This window comes from Caulobacter sp. GW821-FHT12F03 (assembly GCF_058806855.1).
Genome location: NZ_JBXAQC010000010.1, coordinates 1 through 20,000, shown reverse-complemented (window position 1 = coordinate 20,000; position 20,000 = coordinate 1). Strand labels below are relative to the sequence as shown.

Annotated in this window: 20 protein-coding genes, 1 tRNA gene and 2 rRNA genes (1 of these 23 running past the window's edge); 14 read left to right on the top strand and 9 right to left on the bottom strand. The window is 69.2% G+C overall.

Annotated elements, in window-relative coordinates; genetic code table 11:
- The 7 genes from AC1RN0_RS17825 to AC1RN0_RS17795 all read left to right on the top strand — a co-directional run.
- Positions 1-535: ribosomal RNA gene (locus tag AC1RN0_RS17825) — 23S ribosomal RNA — on the top strand; it begins 2,254 nt to the left of the window's first position.
- A gap of 73 nt (positions 536-608) precedes the next feature.
- Positions 609-723 (top strand): 5S ribosomal RNA (rrf, locus tag AC1RN0_RS17820).
- 71 nt (positions 724-794) lie between these two features.
- Positions 795-871 (top strand) — tRNA-Met (locus AC1RN0_RS17815).
- Between the two features lie 64 nt (positions 872-935).
- A complete protein-coding gene (locus AC1RN0_RS17810; protein ID WP_492788813.1) occupies positions 936-1,487 on the top strand; it encodes an MOSC domain-containing protein in 552 nt (183 codons plus the stop codon).
- A gap of 45 nt (positions 1,488-1,532) precedes the next feature.
- Complete coding sequence (locus AC1RN0_RS17805; protein WP_492788812.1) at positions 1,533-2,333, top strand: alpha/beta fold hydrolase; 801 nt, start codon at positions 1,533-1,535, stop codon at positions 2,331-2,333.
- The gene (locus AC1RN0_RS17800; protein ID WP_492788811.1) at positions 2,330-3,919 is read left to right on the top strand and encodes a phytoene desaturase family protein; all 1,590 of its coding nucleotides are present in this window, start codon (positions 2,330-2,332) and stop codon (positions 3,917-3,919) included. The genes AC1RN0_RS17805 and AC1RN0_RS17800 overlap by 4 nt, the downstream gene beginning before the upstream one ends.
- 171 nt (positions 3,920-4,090) lie before the next feature.
- Positions 4,091-4,318: a hypothetical protein gene (locus AC1RN0_RS17795; protein ID WP_492788810.1), complete on the top strand. Its 228-nt coding sequence runs from the start codon at positions 4,091-4,093 to the stop codon at positions 4,316-4,318.
- A 14-nt stretch (positions 4,319-4,332) separates the two neighbouring features.
- On the opposite strand, the gene AC1RN0_RS17790 is transcribed toward AC1RN0_RS17795, so the two are convergent.
- The 4 genes from AC1RN0_RS17790 to AC1RN0_RS17775 all read right to left on the bottom strand — a co-directional run bounded on the left by AC1RN0_RS17790 (position 4,333) and on the right by AC1RN0_RS17775 (position 7,631).
- On the bottom strand, positions 4,333-5,544 hold the full coding sequence (locus AC1RN0_RS17790; RefSeq protein WP_492788809.1) for an LLM class flavin-dependent oxidoreductase: 1,212 nt from the start codon (positions 5,542-5,544) through the stop codon (positions 4,333-4,335).
- A 114-nt stretch (positions 5,545-5,658) separates the two neighbouring features.
- Positions 5,659-5,961 carry a hypothetical protein gene (locus tag AC1RN0_RS17785; protein WP_492788808.1) on the bottom strand — a complete coding sequence of 101 codons (303 nt, stop codon included), beginning with the start codon at positions 5,959-5,961 and terminating at the stop codon, positions 5,659-5,661.
- Between the two features lie 52 nt (positions 5,962-6,013).
- Positions 6,014-6,586: an SOS response-associated peptidase family protein gene (locus AC1RN0_RS17780; RefSeq protein ID WP_492788807.1), complete on the bottom strand. Its 573-nt coding sequence runs from the start codon at positions 6,584-6,586 to the stop codon at positions 6,014-6,016.
- 31 nt (positions 6,587-6,617) lie between these two features.
- A complete protein-coding gene (locus AC1RN0_RS17775) occupies positions 6,618-7,631 on the bottom strand; it encodes a DNA topoisomerase IB (RefSeq protein WP_492788806.1) in 1,014 nt (337 codons plus the stop codon).
- A gap of 48 nt (positions 7,632-7,679) precedes the next feature.
- Between AC1RN0_RS17775 and rlmJ the strand changes: the two genes are divergently transcribed.
- Together rlmJ and AC1RN0_RS17765 are read left to right on the top strand one after the other, a co-directional pair.
- Positions 7,680-8,507: a 23S rRNA (adenine(2030)-N(6))-methyltransferase RlmJ gene (rlmJ, locus tag AC1RN0_RS17770; RefSeq protein ID WP_492788805.1), complete on the top strand. Its 828-nt coding sequence runs from the start codon at positions 7,680-7,682 to the stop codon at positions 8,505-8,507.
- 76 nt (positions 8,508-8,583) lie between these two features.
- On the top strand, positions 8,584-9,144 hold the full coding sequence (locus AC1RN0_RS17765; protein ID WP_492788804.1) for a helix-hairpin-helix domain-containing protein: 561 nt from the start codon (positions 8,584-8,586) through the stop codon (positions 9,142-9,144).
- 56 nt (positions 9,145-9,200) lie between these two features.
- On the opposite strand, the gene meaB is transcribed toward AC1RN0_RS17765, so the two are convergent.
- Positions 9,201-10,181 (bottom strand): methylmalonyl Co-A mutase-associated GTPase MeaB, encoded by a 981-nt coding sequence (gene meaB, locus AC1RN0_RS17760; RefSeq protein ID WP_492788803.1) that lies wholly within the window; start codon positions 10,179-10,181, stop codon positions 9,201-9,203.
- A gap of 9 nt (positions 10,182-10,190) precedes the next feature.
- Positions 10,191-10,508, bottom strand: coding sequence for a heavy metal-binding domain-containing protein (locus AC1RN0_RS17755; RefSeq protein ID WP_492788802.1), 318 nt, complete (start codon positions 10,506-10,508; stop codon positions 10,191-10,193).
- Between the two features lie 198 nt (positions 10,509-10,706).
- Here AC1RN0_RS17755 and AC1RN0_RS17750 point away from each other — a divergent pair, with 198 nt between their 5' ends.
- The 3 genes from AC1RN0_RS17750 to AC1RN0_RS17740 all read left to right on the top strand — a co-directional run bounded on the left by AC1RN0_RS17750 (position 10,707) and on the right by AC1RN0_RS17740 (position 12,780).
- Positions 10,707-11,183: a DUF4112 domain-containing protein gene (locus tag AC1RN0_RS17750; RefSeq protein WP_492788801.1), complete on the top strand. Its 477-nt coding sequence runs from the start codon at positions 10,707-10,709 to the stop codon at positions 11,181-11,183.
- Positions 11,184-11,253: 70 nt separating this feature from the next.
- A complete protein-coding gene (locus AC1RN0_RS17745; RefSeq protein WP_492788800.1) occupies positions 11,254-11,877 on the top strand; it encodes a DUF4112 domain-containing protein in 624 nt (207 codons plus the stop codon).
- Between the two features lie 63 nt (positions 11,878-11,940).
- Positions 11,941-12,780, top strand: a complete 840-nt coding sequence (locus AC1RN0_RS17740) for an SDR family NAD(P)-dependent oxidoreductase (RefSeq protein WP_492788799.1) — start codon at positions 11,941-11,943, stop codon at positions 12,778-12,780.
- Here AC1RN0_RS17740 and AC1RN0_RS17735 read toward each other — a convergent pair.
- The 3 genes from AC1RN0_RS17735 to AC1RN0_RS17725 all read right to left on the bottom strand — a co-directional run bounded on the left by AC1RN0_RS17735 (position 12,777) and on the right by AC1RN0_RS17725 (position 17,332).
- Positions 12,777-13,355 (bottom strand): hypothetical protein, encoded by a 579-nt coding sequence (locus AC1RN0_RS17735; protein ID WP_492788798.1) that lies wholly within the window; start codon positions 13,353-13,355, stop codon positions 12,777-12,779. The genes AC1RN0_RS17740 and AC1RN0_RS17735 overlap by 4 nt on opposite strands.
- A gap of 371 nt (positions 13,356-13,726) precedes the next feature.
- Positions 13,727-15,889 carry a methylmalonyl-CoA mutase gene (gene scpA / locus AC1RN0_RS17730; RefSeq protein WP_492788797.1) on the bottom strand — a complete coding sequence of 721 codons (2,163 nt, stop codon included), beginning with the start codon at positions 15,887-15,889 and terminating at the stop codon, positions 13,727-13,729.
- A 3-nt stretch (positions 15,890-15,892) separates the two neighbouring features.
- Entirely contained in the window at positions 15,893-17,332 is a 1,440-nt protein-coding gene (locus AC1RN0_RS17725; protein WP_492788823.1) for a methylmalonyl-CoA mutase subunit beta, read from the bottom strand.
- A 176-nt stretch (positions 17,333-17,508) separates the two neighbouring features.
- Here AC1RN0_RS17725 and AC1RN0_RS17720 point away from each other — a divergent pair, with 176 nt between their 5' ends.
- Both AC1RN0_RS17720 and AC1RN0_RS17715 read left to right on the top strand, forming a co-directional pair.
- Positions 17,509-18,516 carry an NAD(P)H-dependent flavin oxidoreductase gene (locus AC1RN0_RS17720; protein ID WP_492788796.1) on the top strand — a complete coding sequence of 336 codons (1,008 nt, stop codon included), beginning with the start codon at positions 17,509-17,511 and terminating at the stop codon, positions 18,514-18,516.
- 133 nt (positions 18,517-18,649) lie between these two features.
- On the top strand, positions 18,650-20,000 hold a 1,351-nt coding region (locus AC1RN0_RS17715; protein ID WP_492788795.1), incomplete at its 3' end, for a DUF2793 domain-containing protein.

Below are 20,000 nucleotides of genomic sequence, written 5' to 3'. Positions count from 1 at the left end.
AGACTGACAAGTCGAGCAGAGACGAAAGTCGGCCATAGTGATCCGGTGGTCCTGCGTGGAAGGGCCATCGCTCAACGGATAAAAGGTACTCTAGGGATAACAGGCTGATTTTGCCCAAGAGTCCATATCGACGGCAAAGTTTGGCACCTCGATGTCGGCTCATCACATCCTGGGGCTGGAGCAGGTCCCAAGGGTTCGGCTGTTCGCCGATTAAAGTGGTACGTGAGCTGGGTTCAGAACGTCGTGAGACAGTTTGGTCCCTATCTGCCGTGGGTGTACGAGACTTGAGAGGATCTGTCCCTAGTACGAGAGGACCGGGATGGACATACCTCTGGTGGACCTGTCGTGGCGCCAGCCGCGCAGCAGGGTAGCTAAGTATGGAATAGATAACCGCTGAAAGCATCTAAGCGGGAAACTAACCTCAAAACAAGGTCTCGCTGAGAGCCGTGGTAGACCACCACGTTGATAGGCCAGGTGTGGAAGTGCCGCGAGGCATGCAGCTTACTGGTACTAATTGCTCGATCGGCTTGATCGTTCTTAGTTGAACTCATGAAGCGCCGTATTTACGACAGTGATGTCTTCTCATTCATTCAAATCCCTTCCGCCGACCTGGTGGCTATGCCGGGGGTTCCCCACCCGATCCCATTCCGAACTCGGTCGTTAAGTCCCCCAGGGCCAATGGTACTTCGTCTCAAGGCGCGGGAGAGTAGGTCGCCGCCAGGTCCGCCGAAGGGATTTGAATGATGATGTCCTCCAGTTTGACCCTTCATTACGATAACCTACGTCCGGTTTGCCGCGGGATGGAGCAGCCCGGTAGCTCGTCAGGCTCATAACCTGAAGGTCGCAGGTTCAAATCCTGCTCCCGCAACCAGATTTCGAAACCCGTCAGATCCTTGTCTGGCGGGTTTTGTCGTTTTCGGGCTACAGATCGGCCCGTGAGCACCCTGAAACCCCGTATTCTGGCCGTCAGCCGCGGCGACCGACATGGTCCCGGCAAGGCCAGCCAGCCGGTGATCCGCCTGGTCGCGGGGCTCGGCGTCGAAGACGACGTCCACGCCGGCGTCACGGTGAAGCATCGCTCCCGTGTCGCCCGCGATCCGAACCAGCCGAACCTGCGCCAGGTGCACCTCATTCACGCCGAACTGTTCGACGAGCTGGCTGTGGCGGGCTTCTCGATCGCGCCCGGCGCCATGGGCGAGAACCTGACAACCCGCGACGTCGACCTGCTGGGTCTGCCCGCGGGCGCCTTGCTGTGTCTCGGCCCCGGTGCGGTGGTCGAGATCACCGGCCTGCGCAATCCCTGCGCCCAGCTCGACGGGATGCAGCCCGGTCTGATGCGCGCCTGCCTCGGGCGCGACGCCGAAGGCGCGCCGGTGCGCAAGGCCGGCGTGATGGGGATCGTCCGTCAGGGCGGCGAGGTGCGGCCCGGAGACGCCGTGACCGTCATCCTGCCGCCGCCGCCGCACATGCCGCTGCGCCCGGTCTGAGGCGACGCCTCTTTCCCCGGCCGCCGCCCCGTGAGAGAGGGAACCATGAGCTTCATCACGGCCAACGGCCTGCAGATCTGGATCGAGCGCAAGGGCGAGGGCCCACCGCTGCTGGTCATTTCGGGGACCGGCAACGATCTGCGGCGCAAACCCAATGTGCTCGACGGGCCGCTGGCGCGGCGTTTCGAGGTGGCGGCCTATGACCAGCGCGGGCTCGGCCAGAGCGACAAGCCGGACGGTCCCTACAGCATGGCGGACTATGCCGATGACGCGGCGGCCGTGCTGGATGAACTGGACTGGGAGACGGCGCACGTCGTCGGCATCTCGTTCGGCGGCATGGTCGCCCAGGAGTTCGCCATCCGGCATCCGTCACGGGTGAAGCGCCTGGTCCTCTGCTGCACCTCGCCCGGCGGCGCGGGCGGCGCCTCCTATCCGCTGCACGAGCTGATCGGCATGCCGCCCGAGGCGCGGGCCCGGCACATGATCCCGATTTCGAATGTCACCCATGATGCGGCGTGGCAGGCCGCTCACGGCGACGTCGTTGAGGCGATGGTGGCGTTTTCGGCCAATGATCCCTGGGCCGAAGAGCCGCGGCGGGCGCTCGGCGCCGAGCTGCAGCTGCGCGCCCGCGCCGGCCACGACGTCTGGGACCGCCTGCCGCGGATCACCGCCCCGACCCTGATCTGCGGCGGCCGCCACGACGGCATCGCCACGCCGGACGCCCAGACCGCGATGGCGTCCCGGATTCCCGATTCCGAACTGCGCATGTTTGACGGCGGGCACATGTTCCTGCTCGAGGACCGCGCCGCCTTTCCCGCCATCATCGCCTTTCTCGAGACCCCATGACCGACGCCATCCTGATCGGGGGAGGCCATAACGGCCTCGTCTGCGCCTACTATCTCGCCTCGGCCGGCCTGAAGGTCACGGTGCTGGAGCAGCGCGACGTCGTCGGCGGCGCGGCGGTGACGGAGGAATTCCATCCCGGCTTCCGCAACTCGGTGGCCAGCTACACGGTCAGTCTGCTCAATCCCAAGGTCATCGCCGATCTGGACCTGCACCGGCACGGCCTGAAGGTCATCAATCGCAAGGTGTCCAACTTCCTGCCGCTGGAGAACGGCTACCTGGCCACCGGCGGCGGCCGGACGAGGGAAGAGGTGGCGAAGTTCTCGACCAGGGACGCCGAGCAGCTGGACGCCTACAACGCCCGGCTGGAGGCGATCGCCGACATCCTGCGCGAGCTGGTGCTGCAGAGCCCGCCGAACATGACCCAGGGCGGTTTGGTCGAGGCCATTCCCGAGTTGCTGAAGAGCGCGGTGCTTGGCAAGCGCATCTCCAACCTCGACACTACGGGCCGCCGCGACCTGCTGGCGATGTTCTCGCAGTCGGCCGGCGACTGGCTCGACGGCTGGTTCGAGAGCGAGCCGATCAAGGCGGTGCTCGGCTTCGACGGCATCGTCGGCGCCTTCGCCAGCCCCTATACGCCGGGGACGGCCTACGTGCTGCTGCACCATGTGTTCGGCGAGGTGAACGGCGAGAAGGGGGCCTGGGGCCACGCGGTCGGCGGCATGGGCGCGATCACCCAGGCCATGGCCGCGGCCTGCCGCGAGAAGGGCGTCGAGATCCGCACCGGCGTCAGCGTGGCGGAGGTGCTGACCGAGAAGGGCCGCGCCGTGGGCGTGGTCACCGCGACGGGTGAGACGCTGCGCGCCCGGTCGATCGTCTCCAACATCCATCCCCGGTTGCTGTTCCAGAAGCTGGTCGACCCGGCGGTGCTGCCGGCGGACTTCAACGAGCGGATCACCCGCTACCGCTCCGGTTCGGGCACCTTCCGCATGAACGTGGCGCTCAGCGAACTGCCGCGCTTCAGCTGCCTGCCCGCGCCGGGAGACCACCTGACCGGCGGCATCATCATCGCCCCGAACCTCGCCTATATGGAGCGGGCCTATGCCGACGCCCGCCAGCACGGCTGGTCGCGCGAGCCGATCGTCGAGATGCTGATCCCGTCGGTGGTCGACGACAGTCTCGCGCCGGCCGGCCAGCATGTGGCCAGCCTGTTCTGCCAGCATGTCCAGCCGGTGCTGTCCGGCGGCCGCAACTGGGACGACCACCGCGAGGAGGTCGCCGACCTGATGATCGACACGGTCGAGAAGTGGGCTCCCGGCTTCAAGACCTCGGTCATCGCCCGCCAGATCAACAGCCCGCTCGATCTCGAGCGGACGTTCGGCCTCGTCAACGGCGACATCATGCACGGCGTTCTGAGCCTGGATCAGCTGTTTTCGGCCCGGCCCGTGCTCGGCCACGGCGCCTACCGCGGCCCGCTGAAGGGGCTCTATCTGTGTGGCGCGGGAACCCATCCGGGCGGCGGCGTCACCGGCGCGCCGGGTCACAACGCGGCGCGGGAAATCCTGCGGGACGTCCGCCGCAGGGTCTGACACTCGCGACCGTTACGGCGGCTTACGGGGTTTCTCGCAAAACGGGTGTTGCGGGCCGTTGCTTTGCCGGATTGCAGGCCCTTGTCGATACCCCCGTTTTGGGGAATGACCTAGGTCATGAACTTCCCGCAGGAAGTATGCAGTGTGGCGCGTACGGTGTGGTGAAGACTCATGTTCGGCAGAAAATCACGTCGTGCCGCGTTCGAGCGCGATGTTCGCATCGAAATCGAGTTGCTGACCAAGCTGCACGGCGACAATGCCGCGCAGGTCGCCGCTGAAAAGGCCGTGCGGCCGACCAACCGCACGCGGCGCCGTCTGGTGCTGGAGGAAGCCCATCGGCGCCTCAGCGGCCAGGCGACGCCCGCACGCAAGGGCCTTCTGACGATGATCTTCGGTTAGCGGCGTCGGCCGGCCTATTCGGCCGGCTTCTTGCCCAGTCCCATGGCTTCGAGGATTTCGGGGCGGATGTTCTCCGTACCCTTGGCCTGGATGTGCTGCGCCACGCGCGTGCCGACGGCGGCCATGGCCTCGCCGATGAAGCGCGGACGGTTTTCCGCCGCCCAGGTCAGCGAGGCTTCCCGGTTCTCGTTGAGGCCCTGGAATTTCGGCGCGACGTAGCGGGCGAACAGTTCGTACGACTTCTTCTTGGCGTCCCAGTTGGCCCAGTTGTGGTCCATGAACAGGAAGGCGCCGAAGCCGCCGGACTGGGTCCGCAGCCGTTCGATCTGGGCGATGGCGTCTTCGGGCGTGCCGATCACCGCCATGCCCGAGGCGATCAGGGCGTCGACCGGATCGCTGCCGTCCTGCGGCGCCAGCGGCAGGGCCGCGACTTCCTGGAAGTAGTAGAGCCAATCCTGCAGGCCGAACCGGACATCTTCACGGGCCTGTTCGCGCGTTTCGGCGATGTGCATCGGGCCGACCAGGCGCCAGCCCGAACGGTCCATCACATTGCCCGTCTCGCGGGCCTTTTCCTCGGCGATGGCCCAGTTGGAGGCGAGGGCGTTGAAGCCGCCCGACTGGGTGGCGCCGATCGACAGCAGGCCCAGGCCATGGCGGCCCGCCGCCGTCGCGCCGGTCGGCGAAACCTGGCTGGCGGCGCAGATCTCGACCGACGGCCGGCTGTAGGGCGTCATCTGCAGACGCGCCTCGTTGAGCTCGAACCAGTCGGTCTTCTTCGTCACCAGTTCGCCGCGCAGCAGCGGCACGAGCACGTCGATCGCCTCGTCCATGCGGTCGCGCTGGGCCGAGACCGGGATGCCCATCATGAAGGCGTCCGAGGGCAGGGCCCCCGGGCCGACGCCGAACATCACCCGGCCGCGGGTGATGTGGTCGAGCTGGTTGATGCGGTCGGCCAGCATCAGCGGGTGGTGATAGGGCAGGGAGGCGACGCCGGTGCCGAGCCGGATGTGCTTCGTACGCTCGGCCACCGTCGCGATGAACAGCTCGGGGCTGGCGATCAGCTCGTAGCCGGCGGAATGGTGCTCGCCGATCCACGCTTCATCGTAACCGAGACGGTCCATGTGCTGGACCAGCTCCAGGTCGCGTTCCAGCGCCAGGGTGGGGTTCTCGCGCAGCGGATGGAAGGGGGCGATGAAAGCCCCGAAGCGCATTTTGGCGCCGGCCATGATGTGTCCCTCCCAGGAACGTTTTTTGTTATCTGCGTTCACTCTAGTCGCGCCGAATAGCCTTTCCAGATCAAAATGCAGGGCGCCGCAACGGCAGGCCGTCGATTTTTCGCCCTACCGGAAGGGAAACGGACCGCGCCCGCCGGCGGGGGGCTGTGGTCCGCTCCACACCTCCACCCCGGCCTCGCGCGCGCCGCAGGCCGAACAGCGCATCCGCCGGCCCAGCATGTGCAACCGGTCGCCCGCGCCGTTCCCCGCCAGCCACCAGCTGGCGTCGATGACCGCGACCGACTGGCAGCGCGGATTGAGGCAGCGTGCGCGCAGGTGCATGCCGGCGCGAAGCGCCGACGCGACCGGCCAGCCTCGCACCTCTTCGGCCGGATGCAGCCGTACGGCAGGGGGAAAAGAACCATCCATGGGACCCTCAATGTTCCCAATTTGTTCTCATCGCCCATTCCGAGTCAACGCGTCAGGTTGGCCTCTTCGCGACGGTGAAGGTCCCCGGGGGGCTCGGGGCGATCAGTCCCGCTTCCGGGGCGCCGGCCAGCCAGGCGCGCCACTGGTCCGGCATCAGGCAGACCGGCTGGCGGCTGTGATGGAGCTTGATATCGGGCCCGGGTTCGCAGGTCAGGACGGTGAAACGATCGCCGCGCACATGGCCCGCCAGCGCGAAAAGCTCCACGCCCGGCGCGCTGAACAGCCACCAGTCCTTGCGCTTCTGACCGGGCTCGACGGGATCGGTGGTTTCGTAGAAGCCCGCCGCCATGACCAGGCAGCGCGTGGCGCGCGGAAAGACGCGCCCTTCGGTGCGGAAGTTGATCACCGGCCCGCCCTTGTCGCGCGGAAAGCCCCAGGCCAGCCAGTCCATGCGGCCGCCGTCGCCCTCGGGCAAAACCACACAGGCCGGATCGGTCGGCCGGATGTCGCCGGTCACGCCGCGATTGGGACGCGGAGTCTCGGGCCAGAGGATCGGAATGTGGACCTGGGAGAAGGCCCATTCGACGCGTTCCGGCGTGGAGGGACTGAGGAAGGTGTTGCACATGCGGGCAGCCTAGCGCCGGTCCGGCGATCCGTCAGCCGCCGCGCTCGAGGAAGCGGATCAGCGCCGTTTCGAAGGCCCGGCCGCTGCTGGCGGCCTTCAGCGGCAGGCGTCCCGCCGTCCAGGCCTCGATCACCGCCGGATGAATATAGGCCTTGCGACAGACGGCCGGGGTGTTGCCGAGCAGGCCCGCCACCGCCTTCACGCCGCGGGCGACCTCGGCCTTGCGGCCCGCTTCGGTGTCCGGGCGCGGTATCAGCGACAGCGCCCGCGCCGCCGCCAGGGTGCCGAACCAGGTGCGGAAGTCCTTGGCCGTAAATCCGTCGCCGATGGCCTCGCGGATATAGTCGTTGACGTCGCCGGACATCACCGAGTGGGTCTCGCCGGCGTCGTCGAGATACTTGAACAGGCGCTGGCCGCGCAGGTCCTGGCAGGCGCGGATCACGCGGGCCAGCCGCCGGTCGCGGAAGGCCGTGCGGTGCGTCTTGCCGCTCTTGCCGCGGAATTCGAACACCCCGCCGGTGCTCGACGCCGTCAGGTGCCGCTTCTGCAGGGTGGTCAGGCCGTAGCTGCGATTGGCGCGGGCGTATTCATCGTTGCCGACGCGGATCAAGGTCGCTTCAAGCAGGCTGACCACGAGGGCCAGCACCTTCTCCCGGGGCAGTCCGCGCCGGCGCAGGTCGGCGTCGACGCGCCGCCTCAGGCGGGGCAGGGCGCGGCCAAAGGCGGCGACCCGCTCGAACTTGGCCTCGTCACGGGTCGCGCGCCAGGCGGTGTGATAGCGGTACTGTTTGCGCCCGCGGGCGTCGCGACCGGTGACCTGGATGTGCCCGCGCGGATCGGGACAGATCCACACCTCGGTCCAGGCCGGCGGAATGACCAGGGCGCGGATCCGCTCCAGCGTCGCGGCGTCCGTGACGGCCCGGCCGTCCGCATCGCGGTAGTGAAAACCGTTGGCGTTCGCGCGCCGGCTGAGGCCGGGCTCGCGGTCGTCCGCATAGATCAGCCCTCGGGGCACATCGGGCGTGTCGGTCGTGTCTCGGGCCATGGCTCGCCAACGTGGCGCGGCGGGGCGAAGTTCCGCTAGAGAAGCGGGATGAACTACCGCCACGCCTTCCACGCCGGAAATTTCGCCGATCTGGTCAAGCACGCGACCCTGACGCTGCTGCTTGACGCCCTGACGGCGGACGCCGCGCCGCTGACCGTGGTCGACACCCATGCCGGCGCGGGGGGCTACGACCTCGACGGCGAACTGGCCCGCCGGACAGGCGAAGCCGCCCAGGGAATCTTCAGGCTGATGGCCGCGTCGGACGCTCCGGCGCCGTTCAACCGGCTGACGACGGCGGTCCGGCGGGGCAATCCCGATGGCGGCGTGCGCTTCTATCCCGGCTCGCCCAGCCTGATCGCCGCCGCCCTGCGCAAGGGTGACCGCTATGTCGCCTGCGAGCTGCGCGATGACGACGTCGCCCTGTTGCGGGAGACGTTGGCGGCCTGCCCGGGTGCGCGGGCCGAACAAAGCGACGGCTTCGCCATGGCCGCGCGCGAAGCGGGCAAGGGCGGACGGGTGTTCATTCTGATCGACCCGCCGTTCGAGCGCGGCGACGACTACGCCCGTATCGCCGCGACCCTGGCCTCGGTCATGCTGCTCGACCCGGACGCCTGCGTCGCCATCTGGCTGCCGCTCAAGGACCTGGAAACGTTCGACAGTTTCCTGCGCTCGGTGGAACCCGCCTGCGGGGACCTGCTGGTCGTCGAGGCGCGGCTGAAGCCGCTGACCGACCCGATGAAGATGAACGGCTGCGCCATGGTCATCGCCAATCCGCCGGCGGGGCTGGAGCCGGACCTGACCGCCGCGGCCGGCTGGGTCGTGTCCAGGCTCGGCGAAAAGGGCGGCAAGGCCGAGGTCTGGCGCACCGGCGCGTAACGAATATTTCGCACTTGCGAAAAGGAAATCCGTGATATGTTGCGCTGCACAAATCGCCGCGCCACGGAGACCTCTCATGGACAAGTCCGCTTTCCCGAACGCCGACACCGAGAAGATGCTCAGCCTGCCGATGGGCGCGATCTCGCCGTTGTGGCTGATGTTCGCCGGCGCCGCGACCGTCGGCGCCGCCTACTTCTGGAGCCGCACCTTCTTCAAGCCGACCAACGTCGAGGCGCTGTTCAAGGCCCCCGAGGCCCTGAAGGACGCGACGATCGACGTCGCCGAAGCTGCGGTCGAAGCGGTCGAGGCTGAAACCCGGGTCGTCATCGACGTCATCGAGACGGTGGTCGAGACCACGTCCGAGGTGGTCGACGAGGCGATCGAGGCCGCGCCAGAGCCCGTCCAGGAAGTGCTGGCCGCCCTCGCGCCCGAGCCGGTCGCGCCGGATGACCTCACGGTCCTCACCGGCATCGGTCCCAAGCTCGCGGCCGCCCTTGCCGAACGCGGCGTGACCCGCTTCGCGCAGATCGCCGCCTGGACCGACGAGGACATCGCCGGCTTCGACAAGGAGCTGAAGCTGATGGGCCGTATCGGCCGCGAAGCCTGGGTCGCCCAGGCGGCCCGCCTGGCGCGCTAGTCACAGACGACCGGCGACCGCGTCCCGCGCCAGAACTCGCCCTTCCCTGGGGAAGGCTAGAGCCCGAACGCCTTCAGCAGGCGGTCGGCGGCGGCCGACGCCGGCAACAGGCCCTGCCGCACGTCGCGCTCCAGGTCATGGGACAGGGCCGCGACGTTGGGATCGCCGCGGAACGCCTCTTCCAGACGATCGCTGACCATGGCCCACATCCAGCGGGCGTTCTGCGCCGCGCGCCGGGCCGCTCGCTCGCCGTTGGCCCCCATCACCTCGCGATGCCGCTCGATCTGGGCCCAGAGCCGGTCGAGGCCGTCGTTCTTCAGACCTGACGCGGTGATCACCGGCGGCGTCCAGTCCGGCGAGGCCGGGGTGAGGATGTGCAGCGCCGTGCGGTACTCCCGCGCCGACCGTTCGGCCCGCTCGGGATCGGCGTCTGCCTTGTTGATCACGATCAGGTCGGCGATCTCGATCAGCCCCTTCTTGATGCCCTGCAACTCGTCGCCGCCGCCCGGGATCAGCAGGGCGAGGAACATGTCAACCATGTCGGCCACGACGGTCTCGGACTGACCGACGCCGACGGTCTCGACGATGACGATATCGAAGCCGGCCGCCTCGCAGAGCAGCAGGGCCTCGCGGGTCTTGCGCGCAACGCCGCCCAGTGTGCCGCTGGACGGGGAGGGACGGATATAGGCGTTGGGATCGACCGCCAGGCGCTCCATGCGCGTCTTGTCGCCGAGGATCGAGCCGCCGGTGCGGCTGGACGACGGGTCGACGGCCAGCACCGCCACGCGATGGCCGGCGGCCGTCAGATTGCAGCCCAGCGCCTCGATCGTCGTCGACTTGCCGGCCCCCGGCACGCCGGTGATGCCGATGCGCTGGGCCTTGCCGGTCTGCGGCATCAGCCGCTCGAGCAGCGCCCGCGCCGCCGCCTGGTGATCGGCCCGGCGGCTTTCGACCAGGGTGATGGCCCGCGCCAGCGCGGCGCGGTCGCCGGCAAGGATGCCGCGTTCAAGGGCGGTGATGTCAGGGATGCGGGTCACGGGCCCGGTCTAGATGACGACGGCCGTTCCCGAAACCGAAACCATCAGCATCTGCGCCTGCGGGCCGACGGTGTTGTAGTCGAGGTCGACGGCGATGATGCAGTTGGCGCCGAGCTTCTCGGCTTCCTTCTCCAGGTTCTTCATCGCGTCCTCGCGGGCGCGGGCCAGCACGCGCTCGTAGGACCGCGAATGTCCGCCGATGAAGTCGCGGATCGCGCCCAGAAGATCGACAACGACGTTCGCGCCCAGAATCGACTGGGCGTAGATCGCGCCCTTGTATTCCTTCACGGGCCGACCCTCGATGAACGGGGTGGTCGTGATGAGCATGGAGATCTCCCGGCAAACGACCTGCGAGTATTAAGGCTAAACGCCCCGAACGGCGAGGGTTCTCCTGAGGCGCGAATTTGCGGCGCAAAGGCCGCCGCCGTTGCGTGAAAAGCACGCCGGCGGCCTTCCTGAGCGATCATGCTTATTGCACAGTGGGGGACTGCGACGGTCCTCCCTGTGCCGTCGGGAGACGCCGTGATGTTCCTCGCCCGATCGCACCTCGATCTGCACAACATCAAGACCAGTATCGACCGGACCAAGAAGATGTCCGACGGCATCGTCAAGATCGGACCGTTCGGCTTTGGTCTCGACGCCCTGCTGGGCTTCGTGCCCTGGGCCGGCGGGCTGTACAGCGGCGGAGCCGGTCTGGTCCTCTGCATCGACGCCGTGCGCGCCCGGGCCGCGCCGATGGTCGTCGCCGAGATGGGTCTGATTCTGGCGGTCGACACCCTGGCCCCGTTCATTCCCAAGGCCGGCGGCCTGATCGACGCGCTGTTTACCGGCCACAAGTGGGCGGCCGACCTGCTGCTGCGCCACATGGACGAGACGATCTATTTCGAGGGCAGCCGCGAGCAGGCCCAGAACTCGTCCGAATACCGCGACCTGATGGCCCGGGTCCGCGCGGGCAAGGAAAAGCGCCGCGTGGTGTTCCTCGGCCGACCGCCGAAGGTCTGACCCGGGTCGAACCACGACGTGCGCGTGGGGGCTAGCGGAACCCGAGGGCCCCGACCTAGGTTAGCGTTCAATGACCCGCGAAATCGCCCACAGCGCCTGGAAGTCGGCCGAGACGGTCAAGAAGCTGTCCGACCGGGTGATCGGATTTGGTCCGTTCGGCGTCGGCCTCGACGGCCTGCTGGCGTGGATCCCGGGCGCCGGCCTGCTCTACAGCGGCGGGGCGGCGGTCTACCTGCTCTATCTGGCGGTGCGGTCAGGCGCGAGTTTCACCACCTTCGCCAAGATGGCCAGCGTGCTCGGCATCGACGTGCTGATGTCCGGCGTGCCGCTGCCGCTGCTGCCCGACATCGCCGACATGCTCTGGCAGGGCCACCTGATGGCGGCCAACGCCCTGCAAAAGGACGTCGAGGCGCGCCACGGCATTCCGCCGTCGCACATCGAGCGGGTCGAGCGGGAGCGACTGAAGCGCGGCCGGGGCCTGGGCTGGGTCAGCTGGGTGCTGCTGCTGGCGCTGGTCGCGGCGGTCTGGATGTCCGACTTCGGTGAGACGCTGGGGCGCGGCTGGTGGCCGGCGTTCAAGGCCGCGACGGTGTCCCTGGCAGGCCAGACGATCGGTTTGCCGGTCGCCGCGGGTGTGATCGTGTTGCTGATGTTCATCGTCAACGCCGTCAACCGGGCGCCGCGCCGGGCCTGACCGCCGTGGACGCCTCCGCCGGCCCTGCCTAGTCTGCCAGGCAGAACAGACGGGGAGACGGCCATGACCGAGCGACAACCCTATGTGCGGCCGCCCAGCGCCGAGTCCCTCGGCCAGGCGCCAGGCCGCGGCCGGCTGGCGGGCCGCAGGATCCTCGTGGTCGGCGGCGGACAGCAGGTGGTCGACGCCGCCACCGATCCGGTCGGCAACGGCCGGGCCATGTCGCTGCTGTTCGCCCGCGAAGGGGCGCGCGTCGCCGTGGCCGATCGCGACCGGGCGGCCGCCGCCGCGACGGTCGACCTGATCACGGCGGAGGGCGGGGAAGCGCTGGTCATCGAGGCCGACATTTCCCGCGAGGACGACATTGTCCGCATGGTGGCGACCGCCGCCGACGACCTCGGGGGCCTCGACGGCCTGGTGCTCAACGTCGGCATCGGCGTGGGCGGCCTGGGCCTCGCATCGGTCAGGGCGGAGGAATGGGACACCGTGCTCGGCGTCAACCTGCGGGGCCCGATGCTCTGCTGCCGCGAGGCCCTGCCGAAACTGGCGGAGGGGAGTTCGATCGTGTTCATCTCCTCGATCGCCGGTCTCGTCGCCGGCTCGCGCCTGCCGGCCTATGACGCGTCAAAGGCCGCTTTGGGCGGGCTGATGCGGCATGTGGCGCTGGAGGGCAGCCGCAAGGGCGTGCGGGCCAACATCGTCGCGCCGGGGCTGGTCGACACGCCGCTCGGCCGCCGCGCGACGCAGGGCCGCCCGAGCCGGGGCACGGCCCCGCAGTTCTTCGGCCGCCAGGCCACCGGCTGGGAGATCGCCTACGCGGCGCTGTTCTTCATGTCGGATGAGGCGGTGTACGTGACGGGCCAGACCCTGGCGGTGGACAGCGGGCTGACGGGGATCAGCTAGAGCGGGCAGAGCTGCAGGCAGGGCAGCGCCGCTAGTTCATCCCGCAGTCGGACAAGGCCGGTCTTCGCGTCGCCGCTGACGCCCGGCAGGTAGCTGTTGATGGCGTCCAGGGCGCGTCGCCGGTCGTCCGGCGTCAGGCCCTGGCCGAGCCGGGCGTTGTCGGCCAGCAGGGCATCCAGCATCAGCGCCTTGTTGGACGGTCGGCTCGACGGGTCGGCCTGCGTCATGACCAGTCCGATGTAGACGTTGGCCATGCCGCGCCGCACCTGCCTGAGGCCATCGAGGCGAATCTGCGTGCGGTCGGCCGGCGCCAACGAGTCCCAGAACGCGGCCGACGGCGCGACCAGCCGGGCCATGCAGGCCGCCGTGAAGCGCAGCGACAGCGCCAGTTCGTCCTGGTAGCGCACCGCGTTGACCCGCGCCCGCTCGGCGACGATCCGGGCGGCGTCCTCAGGCGTCGTGCCCTTCAGCTCGTCCTTCCGACTGCCGATAAACATCAGCGTCACGTTGTAACGGTTGGCGATGTCGCAGCTGTCGAGCCCTGTGCCCAGGTCCGAGGCTGTGACCGGAGGCAAGTCCGAGGGGTCGAGAGCGTTTCGCAGCAGCGCGGCGTCGGCGGGGTTCGAAAGGAGTGGCGGAACCTGGCCGACCTCCATAGTGGCCAGCCGTTCCGTGAGTCGTTGCCTGGCCTCGGCAGGCGTCGGCGGCGTCGCGCGGCCGTCTTCCCGGGCAAGTGCCAGAGGCCCCCAAAGGAGGGCAGTCGCGCCGAGAACGACGGTGGCGCATTGCGCGAGGCGGTGGAGGCTTGTCATGGCTCGGCGCTCTCGGCGGTTGGGGGCGGAAGCTCGTCGCGGGGGCAACCTGAGCGTTCACGGTGTGAGCATACCATGAACGCGGGTGTTGTCGAGTCCCCCGCGCCCTGGCCGCCACGCTCGTCGCCGGACCGCTACTCCGCCGCCTGGACCTGCTCGTAGCCGAGTTGCCGGTTCAGCTTCTCGAGCAGTTCGATGGCCGATTCCGCGATCACCGTGCCGGGCGGGAAGATGGCCGCGACGCCGGCGTCCTTGAGCGCCTGCCAGTCCTGCGGCGGGATCACGCCGCCGATGACGGTCATGATGTCCGGCCGGCCGGCCTTGCCCAGTTCGGCGATCAGTTCCGGGGCCAGGGTCAGGTGGCCGGCGGCCAGCGAGCTGGCGCCGACGACATGGACGTCGTTCTCGACCGCCTGGCGGGCGGCCTCGGCCGGGGTCTGGAACAGCGGGCCGATGTCGACGTCGAAGCCGAGGTCGGCGAAGGCCGTGGCGATGACCTTCTGGCCGCGGTCGTGGCCGTCCTGGCCCATCTTGGCGATCAGGATGCGGGGGCGGCGGCCGTCGGCCTGTTCGAAGGCCTCGACCATCGCCTTGGCGCGGGCGACCAGCGCATTGGATCCGGCTTCGGACACATAGACCCCCGTGATCGACTTGATCTCCGCCCGGTGCCGGCCGAAGACCTTTTCCAGAGCATAGCTGATCTCGCCGACGGTGGCCTTGGCACGGCCGGCGTTGACGGCGAGCTCCAGCAGATTGCCGTCGGCGCGGGCGCCGGCTTCCAGCGCGTCGAGCGCGGCCTGCGTCTCAGCTTCGTTGCGTTCGGCCTTGAGTCGTTTCAGCTTTTCCAGCTGGGCATTGCGCACGGCGGTGTTGTCGACCTTGAGCACCGGGATGTCGTCGGCCACCTCCGGCTTGTAGCGGTTAACCCCGACCACGCTCTGGCGGCCGCTGTCGATCCGCGCCTGGGTGCGGGCGGCGGCTTCCTCGATGCGCAGCTTGGGCAGGCCCTGCTCGATGGCCTTGGCCATGCCGCCGAGCTTCTCGACTTCCTCGATATGCTCCAGCGCGCGGGCGGCCAGGTCGTGGGTCAGTCGCTCGACATAGTAGCTGCCGCCCCAGGGGTCGGCGACGGTCGTCGTGCCGCTTTCCATCTGCAGGAACAGCTGGGTGTTGCGGCTGATGCGGGCCGAGAAATCGGTCGGCAGGGCGAGGGCCTCGTCGAGGCTGTTGGTGTGCAGGCTCTGGGTCTGGCCGTTCACGGCGGCCATGGCCTCGACGCAGGTGCGGGCGACGTTGTTGAACACGTCCTGCGCCGCCAGCGACCAGCCGCTGGTCTGGCTGTGGGTGCGCAGGGACAGCGAGCGGCTGTCCTTGGGATCAAACTCCCGCTTCATCAGGCGGGCCCAGAGCAGGCGCGCGGCCCGCATCTTGGCCACTTCCATGAAGTAGTTCATGCCGATGGCCCAGAAGAACGACAGGCGCGGCGCGAACTGGTCGACGGTCATCCCGGCGGCGATGCCGGCGCGGACATATTCGACGCCGTCGGCCAGGGTGTAGGCCAGCTCGAGGTCCGCCGTCGCCCCGGCTTCCTGCATGTGATAGCCGGAAATCGAGATCGAGTTGAACTTCGGCATCTTGCTCGAAGTGTATGAAAAGATGTCCGAAATGATCCGCATCGAGGGCAGGGGCGGATAGATGTAGGTGTTCCGGACCATGAACTCCTTGAGGATGTCGTTCTGGATGGTTCCGGACAGCTTCTCGGGCGGAACGCCCTGCTCCTCGGCGGCGACGATGTAGAGCGCCAGGATCGGCAGCACCGCGCCGTTCATGGTCATCGACACGCTCATCTTGTCGAGCGGGATGCCGTCGAACAGCGTGCGCATGTCGAGGATGCTGTCGATCGCCACGCCGGCCATCCCGACGTCGCCCTTCACCCGCTCATGGTCGCTGTCGTAGCCGCGGTGGGTGGCCAGGTCGAAGGCCACCGACAGGCCCATCTGACCGGCGGCCAGGTTGCGCCGATAGAAGGCGTTGGAGTCCTCGGCCGTCGAGAAGCCCGCGTACTGCCGCACCGTCCAGGGGTTGGTGGCGTACATCGTCGGGTAGGGGCCGCGCACGAACGGCTCGATGCCCGGGTAGCCGTTCAGGAAGTCGAGGCCCTCGACGTCCTCGGGACCGTAGGCGGCCGGGACGGCGATGCCTTCCGGGGTGTTCCAGACGGGACCGTCGGTCGGGGCCGCGCCGGCCGGGGCGCCGGCGGTGAAGTCGACCGTGGCGAAATCGGGGAAGGTGGACATGGCTCAGGCCTCCTCGAACGCGGCGGCGAAACGGATGGACGGCAGGGGCGGGCAGGACGAGTCCGGCCCGGGCAGCCGGGGATCGGGGCCGGCGACAGCGAAGGCGGCCGGATCGACCTCCGCCACCTCGGGAACCTTGTCGTCGGCGTTGGGGAACACCGTCACACCGAGGATCTTGCGCGACTTGTCGGCGTAGGCCTTCGACTGGGCTTCGCGGGCGGTGTTGACCGCCTCGGCGATGACGCCCGACTGCAGCGCGGCGATGATGCCGCCGGCCGCCTCGATGGCCTGGAAGCCGGTCCAGGCGGCCTGGGCGATCTGGTCGGTCAGGGTGTCGAGGTACCAGGCCCCGCCGGCCGGGTCGGCGACGCGACCCAGGTGGCTTTCTTCCATCAGCACCAGCTGGGTGTTGCGCGCCTGACGCCGGGCGAACGCGGTCGGCAGGCCGATGGCGTCGGTGAAGGCCCCCAGCACGATGACGTCCGCGCCCCCGACGGCGGCCGCGAAGCCGGCGCTGGTCAGCCGCAGCAGGTTGGTCCAGGCGTCGGCCCGGGCCAGCATGCGGTTGGAAGAGCGGACCTCGACCCGCGCCGGAACGGTGACGCCGCAGGCCTGCGTCACCCGCGCCCACAGGGCCCGCGCCGCGCGGACCTTGGCGATGCCCGTGAAATACTCGCCGTCGAGGCTGACCCCGAGGGTGATGCGGCGGAACGCCTCGTCGATCGGCAGGCCGGCGCGGACCAGCGCCTTGGCGTAGGCGAGGGCGGCGGCGGTCATCACGGCCAGCTCCTCGGTGTTCGAGCCGCCCGATTCATGGGCCGCCCGCCCGGTGGCCAGGAACAGCCCCGCCTTGCCGTAGGTCGCGGCCAGCCGTGCGGCGACGGTGGCCGCGGAAATGATGTGGCTTTCGATCGGTCCGGGGCTGGCGCCGGTCTGGGCGAAGGTCGTCAGCGGATCTATGTGAAAGGCCAGCGGCGCGTTCGGCGCGGCCTTGGCCAGGGTTCCCAGCCAGTCGGCGGCGCGCGGGCCGAGATACCCGGCGTCCAGCGCCACCGGGGCGAGGTCGAGCAACACGCCGTCCAGCGCCCTGGCCAGTTCTTCTGCCGATCCGACGGCCACGCCGGTCTTGCCCGCGGGATCAATGGCCAGCAGCAGCGAGGCGGCCCCGCCCTCGAGGTCCTTCAGGCCCTCGGCCGCAGCCTGGCGCGGATCGGGATGGGCGACCCGCATGCGCAGGTCCCACGGCCGGTCGGCGTCGCGCGGGCTGAGGTCGCGGACCACGTCCGGCGCGCTGTCCGCCGTATAGAGCGGCTGGATGCTCAGGCCGTCGGCCGTGTGCTTGACCAGGGCGTCCTCGAAGGACTCGCCCTTGAGGGTCTTTTCCACCACGCGAAGCCAGGCCTCACGGGTGGGCGGCGCGAAGTCATCGGCCAGCGGCAGGATCGTCCCGGACAAACCTTCGATCTCCCCAAGTGCAATGCAGCAATTTACGGGGCGTGATGCGCCCCTGCCGTAAGGTGCGTCAAGCGGAGCGAGGCGCGACAGGGCGCGGCGGGCCCTTGCCGTTGCCGAACATCTGTTCTATTTACAACGTATATTCATAACGGAGACGACCGACCATGGCCCTGCCGCCGATCCTGCGTGACCGCCTGCGACTGCCGGCCATCGCCTCGCCGCTGTTCATCATTTCCAACCCGGACCTGGTGATCGCCCAGTGCAAGGCGGGCATCGTCGGCTCGTTTCCGTCGCTGAACGCGCGCCCGATCAGCCTGCTGGACGAATGGCTCGACCGGATCACCAGCGAGCTGGCGGCCTGGGACAAGGCCAACCCGGACCTGCCGTCCGCGCCGTTCGCGGTGAACCAGATCGTGCACAAGACCAACAACCGCCTCGACGAGGACATGGCGCTTTGCGCCAAGTACAAGGTGCCGGTGGTGATCACCTCGCTGGGCGCCCGCGAGGACGTCAACCAGGCGGTGCACGGCTGGGGCGGCATCACCCTGCATGACGTGATCAACAACAGGTTCGCCCACAAGGCCGTGGAAAAGGGCGCCGACGGCCTGATTCCCGTCGCGGCCGGCGCGGGCGGGCACGCCGGCGGTCTGTCGCCGTTCGCCCTGATCCAGGAAATCCGCGAGTGGTTCGACGGCCCGGTGGCCCTGTCCGGCGCGATCGCCAACGGCGCGGCCATTCTGGCGGCCCAGGCCATGGGCGCGGATCTCGCCTACATCGGCTCGGCCTTCATCGCGACGAAGGAGGCCAACGCCGTCGAGGGCTACAAGCAGATGATCGTCGACAGCTCCGGCGAGGACATCGTCTATTCGAACCTGTTCACCGGCATCCACGGCAACTACCTGCGTCCGTCGATCGTCGCCGCCGGCATGGACCCCGACCACCTGCCGGAAAGCGATCCTTCGGCGATGAACTTCGGCTCGGGCGGCAACACCGAAGCCAAGGCCTGGAAGGACATCTGGGGCTGCGGCCAGGGCATCGGCGCGGTCAAGGCGGTGCTGACGGCCGGCGAACTGGTCGCCCGCCTGTCGGCCGAATACGAGGCGGCCAAGGCCGACCTGGTGGCCAAGACAGCCCTGACCGCCGGCAAGCACATGGCTTTCGCGGCCGAATAGCCGAGACGTTCACGAGGCGAATCAAACGTTTGCGCCCGGCGATTCCCAAGGATCGCCGGGCGTTTTCGTATTCGGCGCAACGGTCTTCCCGGACGGCCGATCCTTGTCGTGACGAGCGACAGGGAGTTTCCGCGTGTCCGACGACGCCACACCCCGCCTCGGCCTGCCCTATGTGGCGGCCGGCCAGGCGCAGAAGCATGTGACGGTCAACCAGGCCCTGGCCCGGCTGGACGGCCTGGTCCAGACCACGGTGGAGAGCCGGGCGGTCAGCGCCCAGCCGGCCGCGCCCGATGACGGCGCGATCTTCATCCTGCCCGCCGGCGCGACCGGCGACGCCTGGGCCGGGCGGCCGGCGAACGCCCTGGCGCGGTTCGAGTCGGATGGCTGGACCTTCATCACCTCGGACGCCGGACGGACCGCCTGGATCCGCGACGAAGCGTTGCTGGCGGTGTTCGACGGAACCGACTGGGTCGCGGTCGACGCCGAGGTCAGCTTCCAGAACATCCCGCTGCTCGGGCTCGGCGCGACGGCTGACGCGGCCAATCCGCTGACGGCGAAGATCAACAAGGTGCTGCTGACGGCGAAGGCGGTCGGGGAGGGCGGCGACGGCGACCTGCGCGTGACCGTCAACAAGGAGACGGCCGGGGACATCGCGTCGCTGCTGTTCCAGACCGGCTACGGCGGCCGGGCAGAGTTCGGCCTGATCGGGGATGACGACGTCGCCCTGAAGGTCTCGCCCGACGGCGCGACCTGGCATGACGCCTTCACCGTGGCGCGCGGCACGGGCCGGACGACCTTCGCGCTGTCGCCGCTGCGGCAGAGCCAGGTCAGCGTCTTCACGGCCGGCGGCAGCTACAGCCCGCCCGCCTGGGCGCGGCGGCTGCAGCTGGTCTGCATCGGTGGTGGCGGCGGCGGCGGCGCGGGAGCCTCGGGCACCACGGCCGCCAACCGGGCCGGCGGTGGCGGCGGCGGGGCCGGGGGGCGGTCGTTTGAAGAGATTGATGTCGCCGAACTGTCCGGCGGCGCGCTGACCATCACCATCGGCGCGGGCGGCGCCGGCGCGTCCGGCGTCACGGGCACGACCTCTGGCGGCAACGGCGCGGCGGGCGGAGACTCCAGCATCGCCGACGGAGCCCAGGTCCTGCTGGCCGCGACCGGCGGCGGCGGCGGGGGCGGTGGCTCGACCGTCAGCGGCGTCGCGGGCCTCGGCGGCGTCGGCAACTCGCCGGCCAACGCCGGCGGCGCGGGCAGCACGGCCGGCGTGCCGGTCGCGGGCGTCGACTCGACCCGTGGCGACGGTCCGGGCGGCGGCGGCGGGGCGGGCGGCCTCAACACGGCCAGTTCGACCTCGTCCGGCAAGGAGGGCGGCCACGGCTATGTCATCGGCGGCGCCGGTGGACGGCGCGCCACGCGCGGCGCGGGCGGATCCCTCGGAGCCTCCGGCGCGGCCGGCGCCGACAAGGCCTGGCAACGCGGCGCGGGCG

Excerpts from the sequence above, each read along its gene's own strand:
- scpA (WP_492788797.1), bottom strand. The coding sequence starts at position 15,889 with ATGTCCACCTTCCCCGATTTCGCCACGGTCGACTTCACCGCCGGCGCC.
- AC1RN0_RS17805 (WP_492788812.1), top strand. The coding sequence starts at position 1,533 with ATGAGCTTCATCACGGCCAACGGCCTGCAGATCTGGATCGAGCGCAAG.
- AC1RN0_RS17780 (WP_492788807.1), bottom strand. The coding sequence starts at position 6,586 with ATGTGCAACACCTTCCTCAGTCCCTCCACGCCGGAACGCGTCGAATGG.
- AC1RN0_RS17775 (WP_492788806.1), bottom strand. The coding sequence starts at position 7,631 with ATGGCCCGAGACACGACCGACACGCCCGATGTGCCCCGAGGGCTGATC.
- AC1RN0_RS17785 (WP_492788808.1), bottom strand. The coding sequence starts at position 5,961 with ATGGATGGTTCTTTTCCCCCTGCCGTACGGCTGCATCCGGCCGAAGAG.
- AC1RN0_RS17800 (WP_492788811.1), top strand. The coding sequence starts at position 2,330 with ATGACCGACGCCATCCTGATCGGGGGAGGCCATAACGGCCTCGTCTGC.
- AC1RN0_RS17790 (WP_492788809.1), bottom strand. The coding sequence starts at position 5,544 with ATGGCCGGCGCCAAAATGCGCTTCGGGGCTTTCATCGCCCCCTTCCAT.
- rlmJ (WP_492788805.1), top strand. The coding sequence starts at position 7,680 with ATGAACTACCGCCACGCCTTCCACGCCGGAAATTTCGCCGATCTGGTC.
- AC1RN0_RS17745 (WP_492788800.1), top strand. The coding sequence starts at position 11,254 with ATGACCCGCGAAATCGCCCACAGCGCCTGGAAGTCGGCCGAGACGGTC.
- AC1RN0_RS17755 (WP_492788802.1), bottom strand. The coding sequence starts at position 10,508 with ATGCTCATCACGACCACCCCGTTCATCGAGGGTCGGCCCGTGAAGGAA.
- AC1RN0_RS17765 (WP_492788804.1), top strand. The coding sequence starts at position 8,584 with ATGGACAAGTCCGCTTTCCCGAACGCCGACACCGAGAAGATGCTCAGC.
- AC1RN0_RS17795 (WP_492788810.1), top strand. The coding sequence starts at position 4,091 with ATGTTCGGCAGAAAATCACGTCGTGCCGCGTTCGAGCGCGATGTTCGC.
- AC1RN0_RS17750 (WP_492788801.1), top strand. The coding sequence starts at position 10,707 with ATGTTCCTCGCCCGATCGCACCTCGATCTGCACAACATCAAGACCAGT.
- AC1RN0_RS17720 (WP_492788796.1), top strand. The coding sequence starts at position 17,509 with ATGGCCCTGCCGCCGATCCTGCGTGACCGCCTGCGACTGCCGGCCATC.
- AC1RN0_RS17740 (WP_492788799.1), top strand. The coding sequence starts at position 11,941 with ATGACCGAGCGACAACCCTATGTGCGGCCGCCCAGCGCCGAGTCCCTC.